Origin of the sequence: Streptomyces flavotricini (assembly GCF_020639365.1) — a bacterium.
GTDB lineage: Bacteria > Actinomycetota > Actinomycetes > Streptomycetales > Streptomycetaceae > Streptomyces > Streptomyces flavotricini.
This window is the reverse complement of sequence record NZ_JAINUL010000001.1, coordinates 135,392-148,642: the sequence shown is the minus strand read 5'-3', so window position 1 is coordinate 148,642 and position 13,251 is coordinate 135,392. Positions and strand designations below refer to the sequence as shown.

Below are 13,251 nucleotides of genomic sequence, written 5' to 3'. Positions count from 1 at the left end.
GGGCCGGGGAACACGGGGCCGGCGCTCGCGCCGATGGGGGCGACACCCGATCCGGCGGGTGCGCCCGCACCCGGGGTCTTTGAGACTGGTCGGCCGCAGCCGCCCGGGAACTGGCGGACGCGCTGCGGGACTCGGACCAGACCTGCCGGTGTTTGAGCTGGTTGGCGGAGCGGACCAGCGGCTTCTGGTTGCGCATGCAGACCATCGAACAGGCCGTCCACCGGTGGGACGCGGAATCCGTCACCGGCGAGCCGGACGCTTCGATTACGCCTTCGCCACCGACGCGCGCTGGTTCACCCTCGTCCCGCCGGCCTGAACCCGGCCGTGATCGGGCGGCGGTGGCGGCTCGTCCGGAACGTAGAACAGCCACAGTCCGTCGGCCCGCCTGCGACAGTGCTCCCCGCCGCGGGCGGCCATGCGGCTGCCCGCGTCATGGGCCCCTCACCTCACCGGCTGGACTCGTCAGGGCGGGCGGTGCGGCCGTACGTGCGGAGCCACGACGGCGATCAGGTTGTGTTCCCTCTTTTGGAGTCATTCGCGTTCGCATCACATTCCAGGGGCGTGGGCCAGGTCATCTGCGGAGGGAAGCTGCCGTGGTCGCCACGAACCAGTCGGCGTCATCGAGCCACGGATAGTGGCCTGCTCCCGGCTGTACCGCGAGCGTGGCGTCAGGGAACGCTTCCGCGAACTCGGCCGCGGCAACAGGCGGGCTGTTCAAGTCGAACTCTCCAGTGAGCAGCAGAACGGGAGCCTGGCAGGAGGCGAGCGCCGCCCGAGTGCGCTTCGGACTGAAGGCGCCCTCAGCCGCGAAGAGAGCAACAGCCTCCTGGTTGCTCGGCTGGTTGGCTGCGTGGTGGTGTCGTGCCGTGGCATCCCACCGGCCCCAGAAGAAGGGGGCGACGCTTTCCCAGTCGTTGCCCGTTCCCTCGGTGATCGCCTCCAAGGCGGCGAACGCCGCCGGGAACCATGGCTCGTTCTTCCGGAGCTGCGCCAGCTCGCGTCGCGTCTCGCGCGTGATCGCTATGTCGACAGCTCGGGAGCTGGGGCCGATGAGGGCGAGCTTTCTGACTTTCTCCGCGTGTCTGGCCGCGTATTGCGTCGCGATGTTGGTACCGGCGGAGTGGCCGAGCAGGTCCATGCGCGGTAGGCGGAGGTGCTCGCGCAATGCCTCGACATCGTCGACCAGGCGATCGCAGCGGTAGGAGGAGGTGTCTCGGGGAATCGCGGACCGGCCGGTGCCGCGCAGGTCCAGGAAGATCAGTTGGCGGTATCTGGACAGGCCCCCGAGGTCTCCGAGGTAGCGGGAGTCCGTGGGGCCTCCCGGGATGCAGACGACTGGATCGCCATCACCCATCACGCGGTATGAAAGCTGAGTTCCGTCAGGCGCGGGGAAGGTAGGCATGGGGCGGATCCTGTCAGTCATAACCAGGTTGTACAACCCGGTTATGGGAGTGGGGGTCCTGGTGTATAACGGGGTTGTGGCAGACGAAGAGAGCGCCCATCAGGTCCCCGAGGCGCTGACCGAGGAACAGGCCGAGCGGATACTCGTCGGCATGAACGAGATCATCCGTGCGGGCGAGGAGATGCGCCGGCTCCGCGCCGAAATGGTCAAGGTGTTCGCGGGCTTCGGCTGGACGCAGGAACGTATCGCGCAGCTCACTGACATGAGCCAGCCGGCCGTGTCGAAACAGATGGCGAAGCACAGGTCTGACGAGCTACTGCCCCCGATGGAGGTGTCCCTCGCCCAGCACGACGCGCCATGGCTCGAGGGGCGACTTTGGGGCCTCGCGGAGGAGATCTCTGAGATTCTCGATGAATCCGCGCACTGTTCCCGCCTTGTCAACGCACTCGCCCGGGGGAGGAAGCGCTTCACGTCCCAGACCATCGACGAGCTGAGGCGTCTCGTCGAGAAGGACCTGAGGTCGTACCGGGCGGAGCTGTCGGGCGCCCACCAGGCCGCGTATGACGAGATCAGCCGAGGTCTTGACGTTCCCACGAAGGCCACCGATCCCAGGCCGGCATCAGTGCGCCGCTCCATCGCTCACCAGATCCAGCGCGACCTCCTCCGGGGCTGACGCCATGAGCCGTTCTCGCAAACCCGCGCTGGAAGAGTTCGGCACCGCGCGGCCGGCCTCTAGGGGCTTGTCGTTCACTCCCTCCATGGCGGCACGCTGTGCGAGGATCGCGCCGAGTCACCCCGGGACGCACCATGGCCGTCGTCCCGGACTCCGCGCACCTCGCTGTGGCGCGAACACGCCGCCGTGCCGCTGTGGGGGCGGTAGTCCACGTGCTCGGAGGGCTTGGCTATGCGGGGAGGGTGAATCCTTCGTAGAGGTCGTCCAGTGCCCGGAGGGCTAGGCGGCCAGGAGTAGCGCGGACGGCGAGGTTCCGCACACCGGCGGCGAGTGGGTTGCGCAGGCCGGCCACCCGGCCCGCCCGGCGGGACCTCACCCGGATTGCATCGGTCCGCTCCCGCCGGGCTGTGCTGTACGCGGCGAGGGCCGCGGGGACTGCGAGGGGGCCGGCCCGGTGCAGCAAGTGGGCCAGGACCACGGCGTCCTCGATCGCCTGGCAGCCGCCTTGGCCCAGGTTGGGAGTCATGGCGTGGGCGGCGTCGCCGATCCAGGCGATGCGGCCGTGGTGCAGGCGGGGCAGTGGCGCGGCGAGGTCGTAGAGGTCGTGCTGGAGCAGGGCGGCGGGCTCGATGCGTTCCAGTAGGGCGGGTAGGGGTGCATGCCACCGGCCGAACCGCCGCGCCAGCTCGGCCCGTACGTCGGCCGAGCGGCTGCCCGGCGGTACGAAGGCGGTGGCGTAGACGTACACGCGCCCGTCGGCCAGCGGCACGATGCCGAAGCGCTCGCCGCGCCCCCAGGACTCGGAGGTCGTGAGGCCGGGCAGACCCTCGGCGGCGACGACCGTCCGCCAGGCCCTTTCGCCGCTGTGGTGCAGGCCTGGGTGGCCCGGGAAGTACTGCCGGCGCAGGGGACTGTTGATGCCGTCGGCGGCTATCACGACGTCGGCCTGCACATCCCCAGTCCCGGTCCGCACTCGGGCGGTCTCCTCCTCCGCGCCCTCGACCCCCTCGACGGGGGTGGCGTACCGCAGCGCCCTGTCGGGTAGTTCCGCAGCCAGACTGCCGGTGAGGGCGGCCCGGTGCACGGCGAGTGGGGGACGCCCGTAGCGCCGGACCAGTGCGGCGGTGTCGACCCGATTGAGCCAGACGCCGTCGGGGCGACGCACGCCCATGGCGGCGGACACGGCGCTGCCCGTCGCCCGTTCGACGTCGAATCCGATGGCCCTGGCGGCGCGCAGGGCGTTGGGCGCGAGCACGATCCCGGCGCCGGTGCCGGTGGCCGCCCGGGCCGCCTGCTCGAGGACGGTGACCTGCCAGCCGAGGCGGTGCAGGGCCACGGCCGCCGTGAGTCCGCCGATCCCGGCTCCGACCACGACCACTCGACGTCCGGACATGGCTGTTCCCCTCCTCGGTGCACACGCATGACCTCTACATCCGTAGAGGAATTCATCGCTCACTCTACAGTTGTAGAGTGAGTCCATGTCCACCCCTGACCGCAGGACGCTCATCGCCGACACCGCCATCGCCACCGTGGCCGCCGCAGGCTTGCGCGGCCTGACCCATCGGGCGGTCGACACCGCCGCCGGCCTGCCGGCGGGCAGCACCTCGTACTACTTCCGCACCCGGACGGCGCTGATCGAGGCCTGCTATCGGCGCCTGGCCGAGAGCGACCTGGCCGACGTGGACCAGGACGCGCCGGTGCTCCCCCTCCCGCAGACGCGAGGGGGAGCACCGGGGGACCACGGGGAAGGCGGCGGCCACGGGCAGCGGGCGGCCAGGGACGAGGCGGCGGCCGGGCTCGCGAGCGTGATCCACCGCTGGTTGACGACGGGGCGCGAACGGCAGCTGGCCCGCTTCGAACTCTCGCTGGAGGCCGCCCGCAACCCGGAGCTGCGTACGGGACTGCACCGAGCGGGCCTCGGCGCCCGCGCCCGCGCGGCCGGAATCCTCGCTGCCCTGGGCGCCGCCCACCCCGAGCGCTCAGCAGAGCTCCTGGTCGCCTGGACCGAGGGCATCCTCTACGACCACCTGGCCGGGGCCCTCGCTGCCACGCGCCCCGTGCCGACCCTCCCGGAACTGACCGGGACGGTCCGGCGGATGCTGGACGCGTCGCTGGCCGCGGAGGTGCCGGAGCGCCCCTGACCCGCCGGAGTACGCCCGGGTGCTGCCCGCCGCCAGGGACAGAGAGGTCCCGCGGGGCACCGGGCCGGACGCCTTCGCGCTGCCGGGGTGCGACCCCCGTCGCGGCCTGGGTGGCCAGGGCCGCACCCCGTACTTCCGAACGTACTCTGCCGTCGAAGGCGGCGCCCCCCGCCCGGGAGTCGACGCGGTGCTCGCCGTCGGCCCACGCCCCGCAGGCCCCGACCTGCTCGCCTGCTCCTTCGCCGGCTCCACGGCGGCTTGCCCGTCAGTCGGCGGCCCGGCGCCTGCCCCGCCGGCGGCGCGCGTACGGCAAGAGCCGCGGCGAGCGCTTGGCCGCCACGTCCTCCACCCAGCCGAAGCGCAACAGCAGCAGGCCGAGCCGCAAACGTGGGGGCCCGCGCCCTGGGTCAGGTGTCGTTGAGGGGCCACAGCCAGCCGCCTTTGCCATCGACGAACCAGCCTCCCGAGACCAGGAACCTCCCGTCGGGATGGAACGCCAATGTGGATGCCCTGCGGTCGGTGATCGTCGTCTTTGTCCGACCGGTCGCCGCGTCCCGTAGGCGGATGCCGTCTTTGTCAGCGACCGCCAGGGTGGCACCATCCGGGCTGAAGGCGAGCGCGTCGACGTGGGCGTTGCTGATGACCCGCGGCGCGGTTCCTTGAGCGGATGTCAGAGAGCAGCCGTGGGCGCCGCCGAGCGCGTACTGCTTTCCGTGCGGGCTGACGGCTACCGCCGAGCCCCACCCATCGGGGCCCATCGGCTTTAGCTCGCCGCTGGGGAGGTTCCAGCGCCAGAATCCGTTCGTGCTGCCTTCCGTGAGGTTCCCGCCGGCCAGGATGAGTGAGTCATTGTCGATGAACGCTGCGGAGTTCACCCCGGAACTGGCCCTCGAGGCGAATGGCATGGTGTGCTTCAGTTTCTGGGCCTTGACGTCCCACACGATGCAGATCTCGGGGGCTTCCAGATTGCCGATCGGAATGTTGCCCGCGACGACCAGTTGGCTTCCGTCTGCACTGAACGCCATGGTCTGGGCGCTTCCCAGCGGTGAGGCGAGTGAGATCGTCACTCTCGCGGTGGAGGGATCGCGGAAGCTCAGCGGCTCTCTCATCCCTGCTGTCACCAGTGCGGATCCGTCCGGGGTGAAGGCCAAGGCGCTGTTGTCGGAATTGGCGGAGGAGAAATCGGTGATCACATCATGTGAGTCGGTGGCCCACAGCCAGCCGTCGCCGGAGATGTTGCCTCCCGCGATGGTGCGGCCGTCGGGGCTGAAAGCCACCGTGTACAGGTCCTCGCCGGTCAGCCGGTTGCGGTGGGACCAGTAGTCCCAGCCGATGGGGGCCGCCGCCGCGCTCAGTGCAGCCAGACCGCCGGCCAGGAAGAGCCGCCGGGGCAGGCGACGCCTGCTCGGCGTGTGGATGCCGTCGGACGGCCCTTGGTCTGGTTCGTCCGGATGCTGCTCCGTGTCGCCGGATGGGTCCGTGGCCGGCGCGTGCTCGAGGGCGTCGGGTGTCGTTCCGCTTCTGTGGGTGCCAGGATCGGAAGGGGGAGTGAGTGCCGGGGTTGGCGGTGTGTGGACCTGGCGTTCGGTGATCATCGTTGCGATCGGCGGTGGGAGCCACTGGGTGGTCGCCTGGGTGAAGTCGGTGAGTTGCCCGAGGATGTCGGTCACGCTGGGGCGGTTGCCGGGGGTTTTGGCCAAGCAGCGCTTCACCAGGTCGGCCAGGTGGGCGGGCAGGCCGGTGAGGTCGGGGTCGTCGTGGGCTACGCGGTAGACGATCGCCTCTGCCGGTCCTGTGCCGAACGGGCTGCGCGCGGTGGCGGCGAACGCCAGGACGAGTCCGAGGGAGAACACATCGCTTGCCGGGCCGATCTCGTGGCCTCGTGCCTGTTCCGGGGACATGAACGACGGGGTGCCGATTACCGCGCGGGAGAGGGTGTGGGAGGTGGCGTCCAGTGCTCGGGTGATGCCGAAGTCGATGACGCGGGGGCCGTCGGCGGCCAGGATCACGTTGGAGGGTTTGAGGTCTCGGTGCACCAGGCCACAGGCGTGGATCGCTCCGAGGCCTTCGGCCAGCCCGGCTCCCAATACGGATATCGCCTCTGGGGGCATCGGGCCGTGCGCCTCGACGGCCTGGTGCAGGGATGGGCCGGGAATGTATGCGGTGACCAGCCACGGCGGATCGGCATCGGGGTCCGCGTCGACCAGCTGGGCGGTGTAGAACCCTCCCACGCGGCGGGCGGCCTCGGCCTCTAGGGCGAACCGGCGCCGGAATCCGGGGTCGTCGGCGAGTTCGGGTCGCACCAGCTTGACGGCGACCAGGCGACCGCCGGGAGAGCGCCCCAGGAACACTTGCCCCATTCCGCCGCCTCCCAGGCGGCCCTCTAAGCGATAGGGGCCCACATGGCGGGGGTCGCCCGGGCGTAAAGGCTTTGGCCAGAGCGGGGAGTTCATCGGACCTCCTGCCGGGTTGTCAGCGGCTTTGGCCCCATCAGCCCGCCCCGGGAACGGGCTATGGCCAAGGGCTCGCAGGTTCGCATCGTCAAGAGACCCACCCCGAAATCGGTGAACACCGTCAAGATGTCGGAACATCCTGAACATCTTGCCCATCAGGTCGTCTGGGGTGTAGAGCGTGCTGCCAAGTGACTGCTTGATGTTGACCGTCGTGACTGCGGCGCAGTTGCACGGTCTCCGTCGCTCCGTCGCTCCGGGGCTTCTCGGCGCGGCACGAGGCGAGGTCATCGCGAGGGTTGGGGCGTCCGGCGCCGGTGCCGGCCAAAGTCATCAAGTCCTGGCTGACGTTGATCGAGCTGAGGTGCCTTCTCCCGGGTGCGCCCCGCCCCCGGCTCGTGATCCTCGGCCGCTACGGCGACGCGGGCCGGCTGCGCGCGGTCGGTCGTACCGTCGCGCTGTGCGCGGAGCAGGCCCGCCAGGTCGCCGAGCACCTGACCGCCTCCGAGCCCGGACACCCGTGGACCGGGGGTCCGCTTCGCCGCGTCGTGGGGCTCCCGCGACACCTTGGACGCGGTCCTGGTGCGCCCGGAGGGGGTGGCGGAGATCAGCGCCGACCGGTCCATCGCCCACGGCGGCATCTTCCGCCACCCGTTCCGGTTCCAGCGGCTGCGCATGGACGTCACGGCCGAGGACGTACCCCGGTTCGGGCGGGGTCCGGCTGCGGCGGCCGGCTGACCCGGCGCAGCGGGACACCTTCTGAGCTGGCCGACGGGTTGGCCCCCAGGAGAGGAGCGTCGGAGTCCCGCCAGTGACCGGCGACGAGTTCGCCTGCGAGGCGGCGTTGAATGCCGGCGGCGCTCGTCGTCGGCCTGGCAGCCGGTGGGCCGGATCGTCGGGGTGCTCGCCGTCGAGGTGGCCAAGGCCGTGGTGGCCGTGTGGACGCCGGAGTGGTCGGACGTGGCGGGGCCTTTGATCGAACTTGCGGGTTCCCGGGCCGTGTGGGCGGCAACGCCGTTGCTTTAGGCGGGCGGTGGGAGGCGAGGACGTCCGCAATGGCCAATCGGCGGCGACTGTGAAAATCGCTGTCCGATCACCGGAGCACGGTGATAGACATCCGGCGTGGAAAAGAATCTTGAACTTCCTGAACTGCTGCGACTGATCGATGAACGGTCGACCGCCTTCCGCGCCGCGGTCGCGGCCGCGCCCAGTCTCGATGCACAGGTGCCGACCTGCCCCGGGTGGACGTTGTTCGATCTGGTGAAGCACCTGGGTGGGGGAGACCGATTCTGGGCCGCCATCGTCGGCGCGGGGCCTGCCGACGCTCCCCCGGCCGAGGCCACCGCTGCGCGAGCCGCTCTGGAAGTGCCGCGGGAGCGTGAGGCCCTGCTGGCCTGGCTGGCCGCGTCGACGCAGCTCCTGCTGGGCGCTCTGCGCGAGGCAGGCCCGCAGAGCGGTTGCTGGACGTGGTGGCCGGCGTCGCAGTCACCGCAAACCTCCGGCGGTGTCGCCCGGCACCGGGCCCAGGAGACCGCGGTGCACACGTACGACGCCCAGCTCGCCGGGGGCACTGCGCAGCCGCTGCCGGTCGAGGTGGCACTCGACGGTGTGGAGGAGTTCCTGTTCACCGTCTGCGGAACGCCGAGTGCCTGGCCGCACAAGCCCACGGCCTTCGACTTCCACTGCGCCGAGGGCCGCTCCTGGCGCCTCACGGTCGACGGCGACGGCGCACGCACCACCCGCGTCCCCGCGCCCACCGCCGCGACCGGCGAAGACTCGGACACAGCCGGCGCCTCCGTCCACGGCACGGCCAGTGAGCTGGTCCTCTACCTGTACGACCGCATCCAGGCCGACTCCTTGCGTGTGGACGGAGACTCAGGGCTGCTCGACCTGCTCCGCGTCTGGGAGCCGGAGGAGAAGTAGGACGTAGCGGGGCGGTCGGCCGCGCCTCGAGCCGGTAGGACACCACTCTTCGCCAGGTTCGTCAGTCGCGGCACCGGGCTCAAACCCGCGAGGCGGCCTCGGGGCGTCACCAAGCCGACCGTCTACCTGGATGGCAGTGTGCCCATTTTGTCCGTCCCAGCGATCACGAGAAGCGACGCGACTGCCCTCGTCCCGATCTCGTCGAGAAGTCAGTCGATCAGGTGACTGCGGCGGCTGCCGTGCATGAGAGCAGGGCCTCTTGACAGCTCGAAGGGTGTCGAGGCCAACGTGCGGTCCAGGAGTCCCTGTTGTCGCATTTCTACGGCAACGCGGGAGTGGGGTCCACTTCAGCCACTCTCGCGTGTGACTGTCCGGCTCACATGTTCGGGAACGCCAGAGACCATGGGGCGCGCGAGCGTCGGTATCCCACCGACATGTCGGACGCCGAGTGGCCGGTGGTTCGGCCACTGCTGCCGGGCTGGCTGCGGCGCCGGGGCGGGCAACCGGAGGCTTATCGCCACCGCGCGATGCTGGACGCGATCCGCTACCTGGTCGACAACGGCACGAAGTGGCAGGCGACGTCTGCCGACTTCCCACCGTGGGACCGGGTCTACGCGTTCTTCCGGCGCTGGCGCAACCACGATCTGGTCCGCGAGTTCCACGACCGGCTCCGCCGCCCGGTCCGCGAGCGGGCCAGACGGGACTCGGAGCCGGGCGCGGGCGTGATCGACTCACCTTCCGAGAGGAGTGGGGCGATGCTGTGTTTCCCCTCCGTCAGGGCCAGGGGATGGCCGCCCGTTAGGCAGCGCGTCGTACCGGTCGCGATGCAGGCGCGAAAGGGGTATCCCGAGTTCAAGGTTGGCGGCGTGTGATGGGGGAGGGGAAGCCGCCCGGCGCCATGTGGCCGCCCTTTGCCTCACCTCGTGGACGCCTTTTCATCATTCGATCTCCTCGGGAGGTCTGACCTGCGCGGAGGGCTCCTGACGCGCGTTCAGGTGTATGGAGAGCCGCCGTCCGATGCCAGACGTGTGAGCCACTCGCGCAGCAGGCGCTGCTCGGCGTCGCTCAGAACATCGGCGTCGTCGGGGAGAGCTGCGCGCAGTGCGCGGGCTGCGGCGGCAGGGCCGGTCTCCGTGGCGGGGACAGTCGGTTCGACGCGTGTGATGGCGGCGACCATGGACTCGCGGAGGATGTCCAGCAGCTCTGGATTGCGGCGGCCCGCGGGAGTGGAGTGCCAGGTGGCGACCGCACCTTGCCCGGTGGCCTGGATGATCTGGGCGGCGAGTTCCTCGTCGACCCGCAGCCACCCCCCGGCCGCCAGTCGGCGTACCCGGCCGTAGAGGATCTCCAGGCCCGCGCGGTGTGCCATGTCCACGCCCCGACCGGTGGCCCTGTTCATCACCGCGAACAGCTCAGGGCGCGAGACCCCGAACTCCACGACCAAGTCCCAACCGCGGCGCAGCTCCGCCACCGGGTCCTCAGGGGCGAGGTCGAGCTGGGCGCGCTTGCTCTCGAGGAACTGCCCGTAGCCGTGCTCGGCGACCGCCTCCAGCAGCCCCTCCTTGTCGCCGAACAGACGGTAGATCGCCGGCGGTTGCATGCCGGCGGCAGCGGCTACCGCGCGGGTACTCACCGCGTCGGGGCCGCCCTTCTCCAGCAGCTCGACGGCCGCCTCGACGATTCGGTGACGAGGGCTGTCGGTGGAGTCGCGCCTAACCATGAATCGATGGTACCGAAAATTTGATTCCATCGGAATTTCCAGTGTTACTGTTGATTTGATTCCACTGGAAACGTCGCTGGGAGAAGCCAATGATCATCGTGACCGGAGCCACCGGAAAGCTCGGCCGCCGCACCGTCGAATGCCTCCTGGAGCGCGTCCCCGCCGACCGCGTCGGCGTCAGCGTCCGCGATCCCCGCAAAGCCGAGGACCTCGCCGACCGTGGCGTCCGCGTCCGGCAGGGCAGCTTCGACGACCCCGCCTCGCTCGTGCACGCCTTCGAGGGGGCCGAGCAACTGCTCCTCGTCTCCCTCGACCGCACGGGCGAGGAGTGTGTCACCGGCCACCGCACCGCCATCGACGCCGCCGTGAAGGCCGGCACCGGCCGCATCCTCTACACCAGCCAGATGGGCGCCGCCCACGACTCCCGCTTCCAGGCATGCCGCGACCACGCCCAGACCGAGGACCTGCTGCGCGCCACCGGCCTGCCCTGGACCGCACTGCGCAACGGCTTCTACGCTTCCAGCGCCTTGCAGTTCCTGGAGTCGGCCCGCCACACCGGCGACATCGCCCTCCCCGCAGACGGTCCCGTCGCCTGGACCGGCCACGACGACCTCGCCGAGGCCACCGCGGCGATCCTTGCCGAGGAGTGCCGCTTCGAGGGGCCCACCCCGCCGCTCACCGCCACGGCGGCACTTGACTTCGGCACCATCGCAGAGATCGCGACCCGGGTCACCGGACGGCCCTTCACCCGCACCGTCGTCCCCGACGACGCCTTCCGCGAGCAGGTCCTGGCTCACGGCGCCCCGGCCCCGATGGCCGACCTGCTACTGAGCATCTTCGCAGCGGCGCAGAACGGCGAGTTCACCGCCGTCGCCTCGACGCTGGCCGAGCTGATCGGACGAGAGCCCGCCACCTTGCGCACCCAGCTGGAGCATGCCTGGGCCGAATAGACCCAGTGGGGCGTGCAGACAGCCCCGGTCGCACCGGGATCAAGGTCGGAGCGCAGCCAGGGCCTGGAGGGATGCCGAAGGAGTCCAGCCCGCGTGCGCGTGGCGTAGCGGACTTCACCCACAGGCGGGGAAGGCCTGGCTCTGCCCCGGCGGGGGCGGGGACGCACCGGGCGGGGTCCCGGCCAGGGAGGTCGACACCCGGCTCGGGGCGTGCGCCCCGGCGCTGGCGTGGGCCGATCAGGCCGTACGGCTGTCCACCGGAGCTGGATTGTCCATGGGCCCCGCCTGGTACACCGCGGCGCTGACGCCGAGCGCCGCCGGATCCTTCGCGGCCGCCCTGCGCACCGCGTCCCGCGGGGCCCGCGCCTCACAGGAGGAGGGCGACGGACTGTACGTGTCGCGCAATCTCTGGGTCCTGGGCGCGGTCCAGCTGCACACCGGGGACGTCGCCGACGCCGTGGCCTCCTTCAGGGCCGTCGCAGAGGCCGAGCGGCACGTCCCGTCGGCCGACCCGGGCATGTTCCGCTGGCAGCCGGACGCCCTGGAAGCCTTCACCTGCGCGGGCCGGCTCGACCTGGCCCGCGAACTGCTGGAGCGCGCACGGCTCCTGGTGGGACCGGCCGGGGCCGGTTCGGGACCGGGGTCGGCGCTGGACCGCGCCCATGCGATCCTGCTGGCGCGCGGCGGAGCCGCGGAGGAGGCGAGTGGGAAGCTCCACCGCACGGCGGCCGCCTTCGAGCAGCTGGGCCTGCCCCTGGAGCAGGCCCGTACGCTCCTCGCGCTGGGCCGGGTCGAACGGGCCCGCAGACGCCAGGCTGCAGCCCGCGCGGCGTGGGAGGCGGCCCGGGCCGTCTTCGACGACACCGGCGCCCGCCCGTGGCAGGAACTCACGCGCGAGCTGCTCGACCGGGCGGGCGGAGCGGGACCGGGGTCGCCCCCGGGCGGCCCGGCCCCGGGCACACGCAGGCTGACCGAGTCCGAGTCGCGGCCGGCGGACCCCATCTGCCAAGGGGCCACGAACCAGCAGGCGGCCCAGCAGATGTTCCTCTCCGTCAAGGCGGTGGAGGGCATGCTGAGCCGCGTCTACCGCAAGTTCGGCGTCCGCTCGCGCACCCAACTCGCGGCGGCCCGCTCCGCCGCGGCCCCGGGCCAGAACGGACCGGCGCCCCCCGAGTGACCCCAGGTCACTCGGGGGGCGCCGGCCGTGCAGCGGCTGTGGCCGCCGGCTCAGGGGTGCGGCAGCCGTCCGGCGGTGAAGCCCGCCTTGGTCCCAGCGTGATCGGCCCGGCCGTGCTGAGCCGACGGAAGCCGCCTGTCGCGTACCGTTCTCCGGTTGCCCCGCCGTGACCCCGGGATATGGGGTGAGTTCGGCCATGTACTGCCGGGGTTTGGCCTGCCAGCCCGGTGACCCGGATGCGCAGGCCGACGCGCTCGGTGTGCTGGTGCATGTTCAGGAGGTGCACAGTCCGGCGACGTCCATGAGGGTGACGCGGTCTGCGTCGACCACGGGGTCCCGTTTACGGTGATCACGCTCCTTTCTGGAAGCCGTTACCGCCCGCCTGCTGTCGGTGGGAGGGGAGGGCGGGATCAGAGGCGCGATGCAGCGGACTCCGGCGTGGCTGCAGGCGGCGGGCGCCCCTCGTACAGGTGGGCTGCGGCGGGCCGGCTGTTCGGGGGCAGGCGAACGGCACTCGCCGGTCCGGCTGGTTCTCGTGCCGGCAGGCCAGGGCGCGGGCGACGTTCGACCGGCTTTGGGCCGGGGACTCGTCAGCTGCGGCAGCCGGACTCTTTGCCGGTGGACGGCACGGGGGTGCGAGAAGGTGGAGGGCGCGGCGATGTGGAGCGGCCGCGGGCACCGGTGGGAGCGGCCGGTGTCAGCGTCGGGGTCAACCCGCGCCGCCGCATGTCACTCACGACGCCGAACGCTGTGCTTGTGGTGCCGGGTGGTGGGTGGCCGGGGCTAGGGTCGGGCTCAGTCCGCGTCGATAGGGC

11 protein-coding genes and 1 pseudogene are annotated in these 13,251 nt (G+C 71.2%); 8 read left to right on the top strand and 4 right to left on the bottom strand.

The genetic code is table 11. The annotated features are described in order from the left end of the window. Positions 1–98 precede the first annotated feature (98 nt). A pseudogene (locus tag K7B10_RS41485) lies at positions 99–635 on the top strand (hypothetical protein); the annotation flags it as partial. Here K7B10_RS41485 and K7B10_RS00685 read toward each other — a convergent pair. Beyond that, the gene (locus K7B10_RS00685) at positions 572–1,402 is read right to left on the bottom strand and encodes an alpha/beta fold hydrolase (RefSeq protein ID WP_229344671.1); all 831 of its coding nucleotides are present in this window, start codon (positions 1,400–1,402) and stop codon (positions 572–574) included. The pseudogene K7B10_RS41485 and the gene K7B10_RS00685 overlap by 64 nt on opposite strands. A gap of 76 nt (positions 1,403–1,478) precedes the next feature. Between K7B10_RS00685 and K7B10_RS00680 the strand changes: the two genes are divergently transcribed. After that, a complete protein-coding gene (locus tag K7B10_RS00680) occupies positions 1,479–2,075 on the top strand; it encodes a sigma-70 family RNA polymerase sigma factor (protein ID WP_229333993.1) in 597 nt (198 codons plus the stop codon). A 229-nt stretch (positions 2,076–2,304) separates the two neighbouring features. On the opposite strand, the gene K7B10_RS00675 is transcribed toward K7B10_RS00680, so the two are convergent. Then, a complete protein-coding gene (locus K7B10_RS00675) occupies positions 2,305–3,468 on the bottom strand; it encodes an FAD-dependent monooxygenase (RefSeq protein ID WP_229333992.1) in 1,164 nt (387 codons plus the stop codon). 85 nt (positions 3,469–3,553) lie between these two features. Between K7B10_RS00675 and K7B10_RS00670 the strand changes: the two genes are divergently transcribed. Continuing rightward, positions 3,554–4,216, top strand: a complete 663-nt coding sequence (locus K7B10_RS00670; RefSeq protein ID WP_229333991.1) for a TetR/AcrR family transcriptional regulator — start codon at positions 3,554–3,556, stop codon at positions 4,214–4,216. 407 nt (positions 4,217–4,623) lie between these two features. Here the strand turns inward: K7B10_RS00670 and K7B10_RS00665 are convergent, their stop codons facing one another. Beyond that, a complete protein-coding gene (locus K7B10_RS00665; protein ID WP_267501301.1) occupies positions 4,624–6,669 on the bottom strand; it encodes a WD40 repeat domain-containing serine/threonine protein kinase in 2,046 nt (681 codons plus the stop codon). Positions 6,670–7,233: 564 nt separating this feature from the next. On the opposite strand from K7B10_RS00665, the gene K7B10_RS00660 reads away from it, so the two are divergent. The 3 genes from K7B10_RS00660 (at position 7,234) to K7B10_RS00650 (ending at position 9,461) form a co-directional block, all read left to right on the top strand. Next, positions 7,234–7,404 carry a hypothetical protein gene (locus tag K7B10_RS00660; protein WP_229333989.1) on the top strand — a complete coding sequence of 57 codons (171 nt, stop codon included), beginning with the start codon at positions 7,234–7,236 and terminating at the stop codon, positions 7,402–7,404. A 384-nt stretch (positions 7,405–7,788) separates the two neighbouring features. Then, positions 7,789–8,589 carry a maleylpyruvate isomerase family mycothiol-dependent enzyme gene (locus K7B10_RS00655; RefSeq protein ID WP_229333988.1) on the top strand — a complete coding sequence of 267 codons (801 nt, stop codon included), beginning with the start codon at positions 7,789–7,791 and terminating at the stop codon, positions 8,587–8,589. A gap of 434 nt (positions 8,590–9,023) precedes the next feature. After that, entirely contained in the window at positions 9,024–9,461 is a 438-nt protein-coding gene (locus tag K7B10_RS00650) for a transposase (protein ID WP_229333987.1), read from the top strand. Between the two features lie 119 nt (positions 9,462–9,580). Here K7B10_RS00650 and K7B10_RS00645 read toward each other — a convergent pair whose 3' ends face one another. Further along, positions 9,581–10,309, bottom strand: a complete 729-nt coding sequence (locus tag K7B10_RS00645) for a TetR/AcrR family transcriptional regulator (RefSeq protein ID WP_229333986.1) — start codon at positions 10,307–10,309, stop codon at positions 9,581–9,583. Positions 10,310–10,398: 89 nt separating this feature from the next. On the opposite strand from K7B10_RS00645, the gene K7B10_RS00640 reads away from it, so the two are divergent. Next, positions 10,399–11,259 carry an SDR family oxidoreductase gene (locus K7B10_RS00640; protein ID WP_229333985.1) on the top strand — a complete coding sequence of 287 codons (861 nt, stop codon included), beginning with the start codon at positions 10,399–10,401 and terminating at the stop codon, positions 11,257–11,259. 274 nt (positions 11,260–11,533) lie between these two features. Then, positions 11,534–12,436, top strand: coding sequence for a helix-turn-helix transcriptional regulator (locus K7B10_RS00635; protein WP_229333984.1), 903 nt, complete (start codon positions 11,534–11,536; stop codon positions 12,434–12,436). Positions 12,437–13,251: the final 815 nt, after the last annotated feature.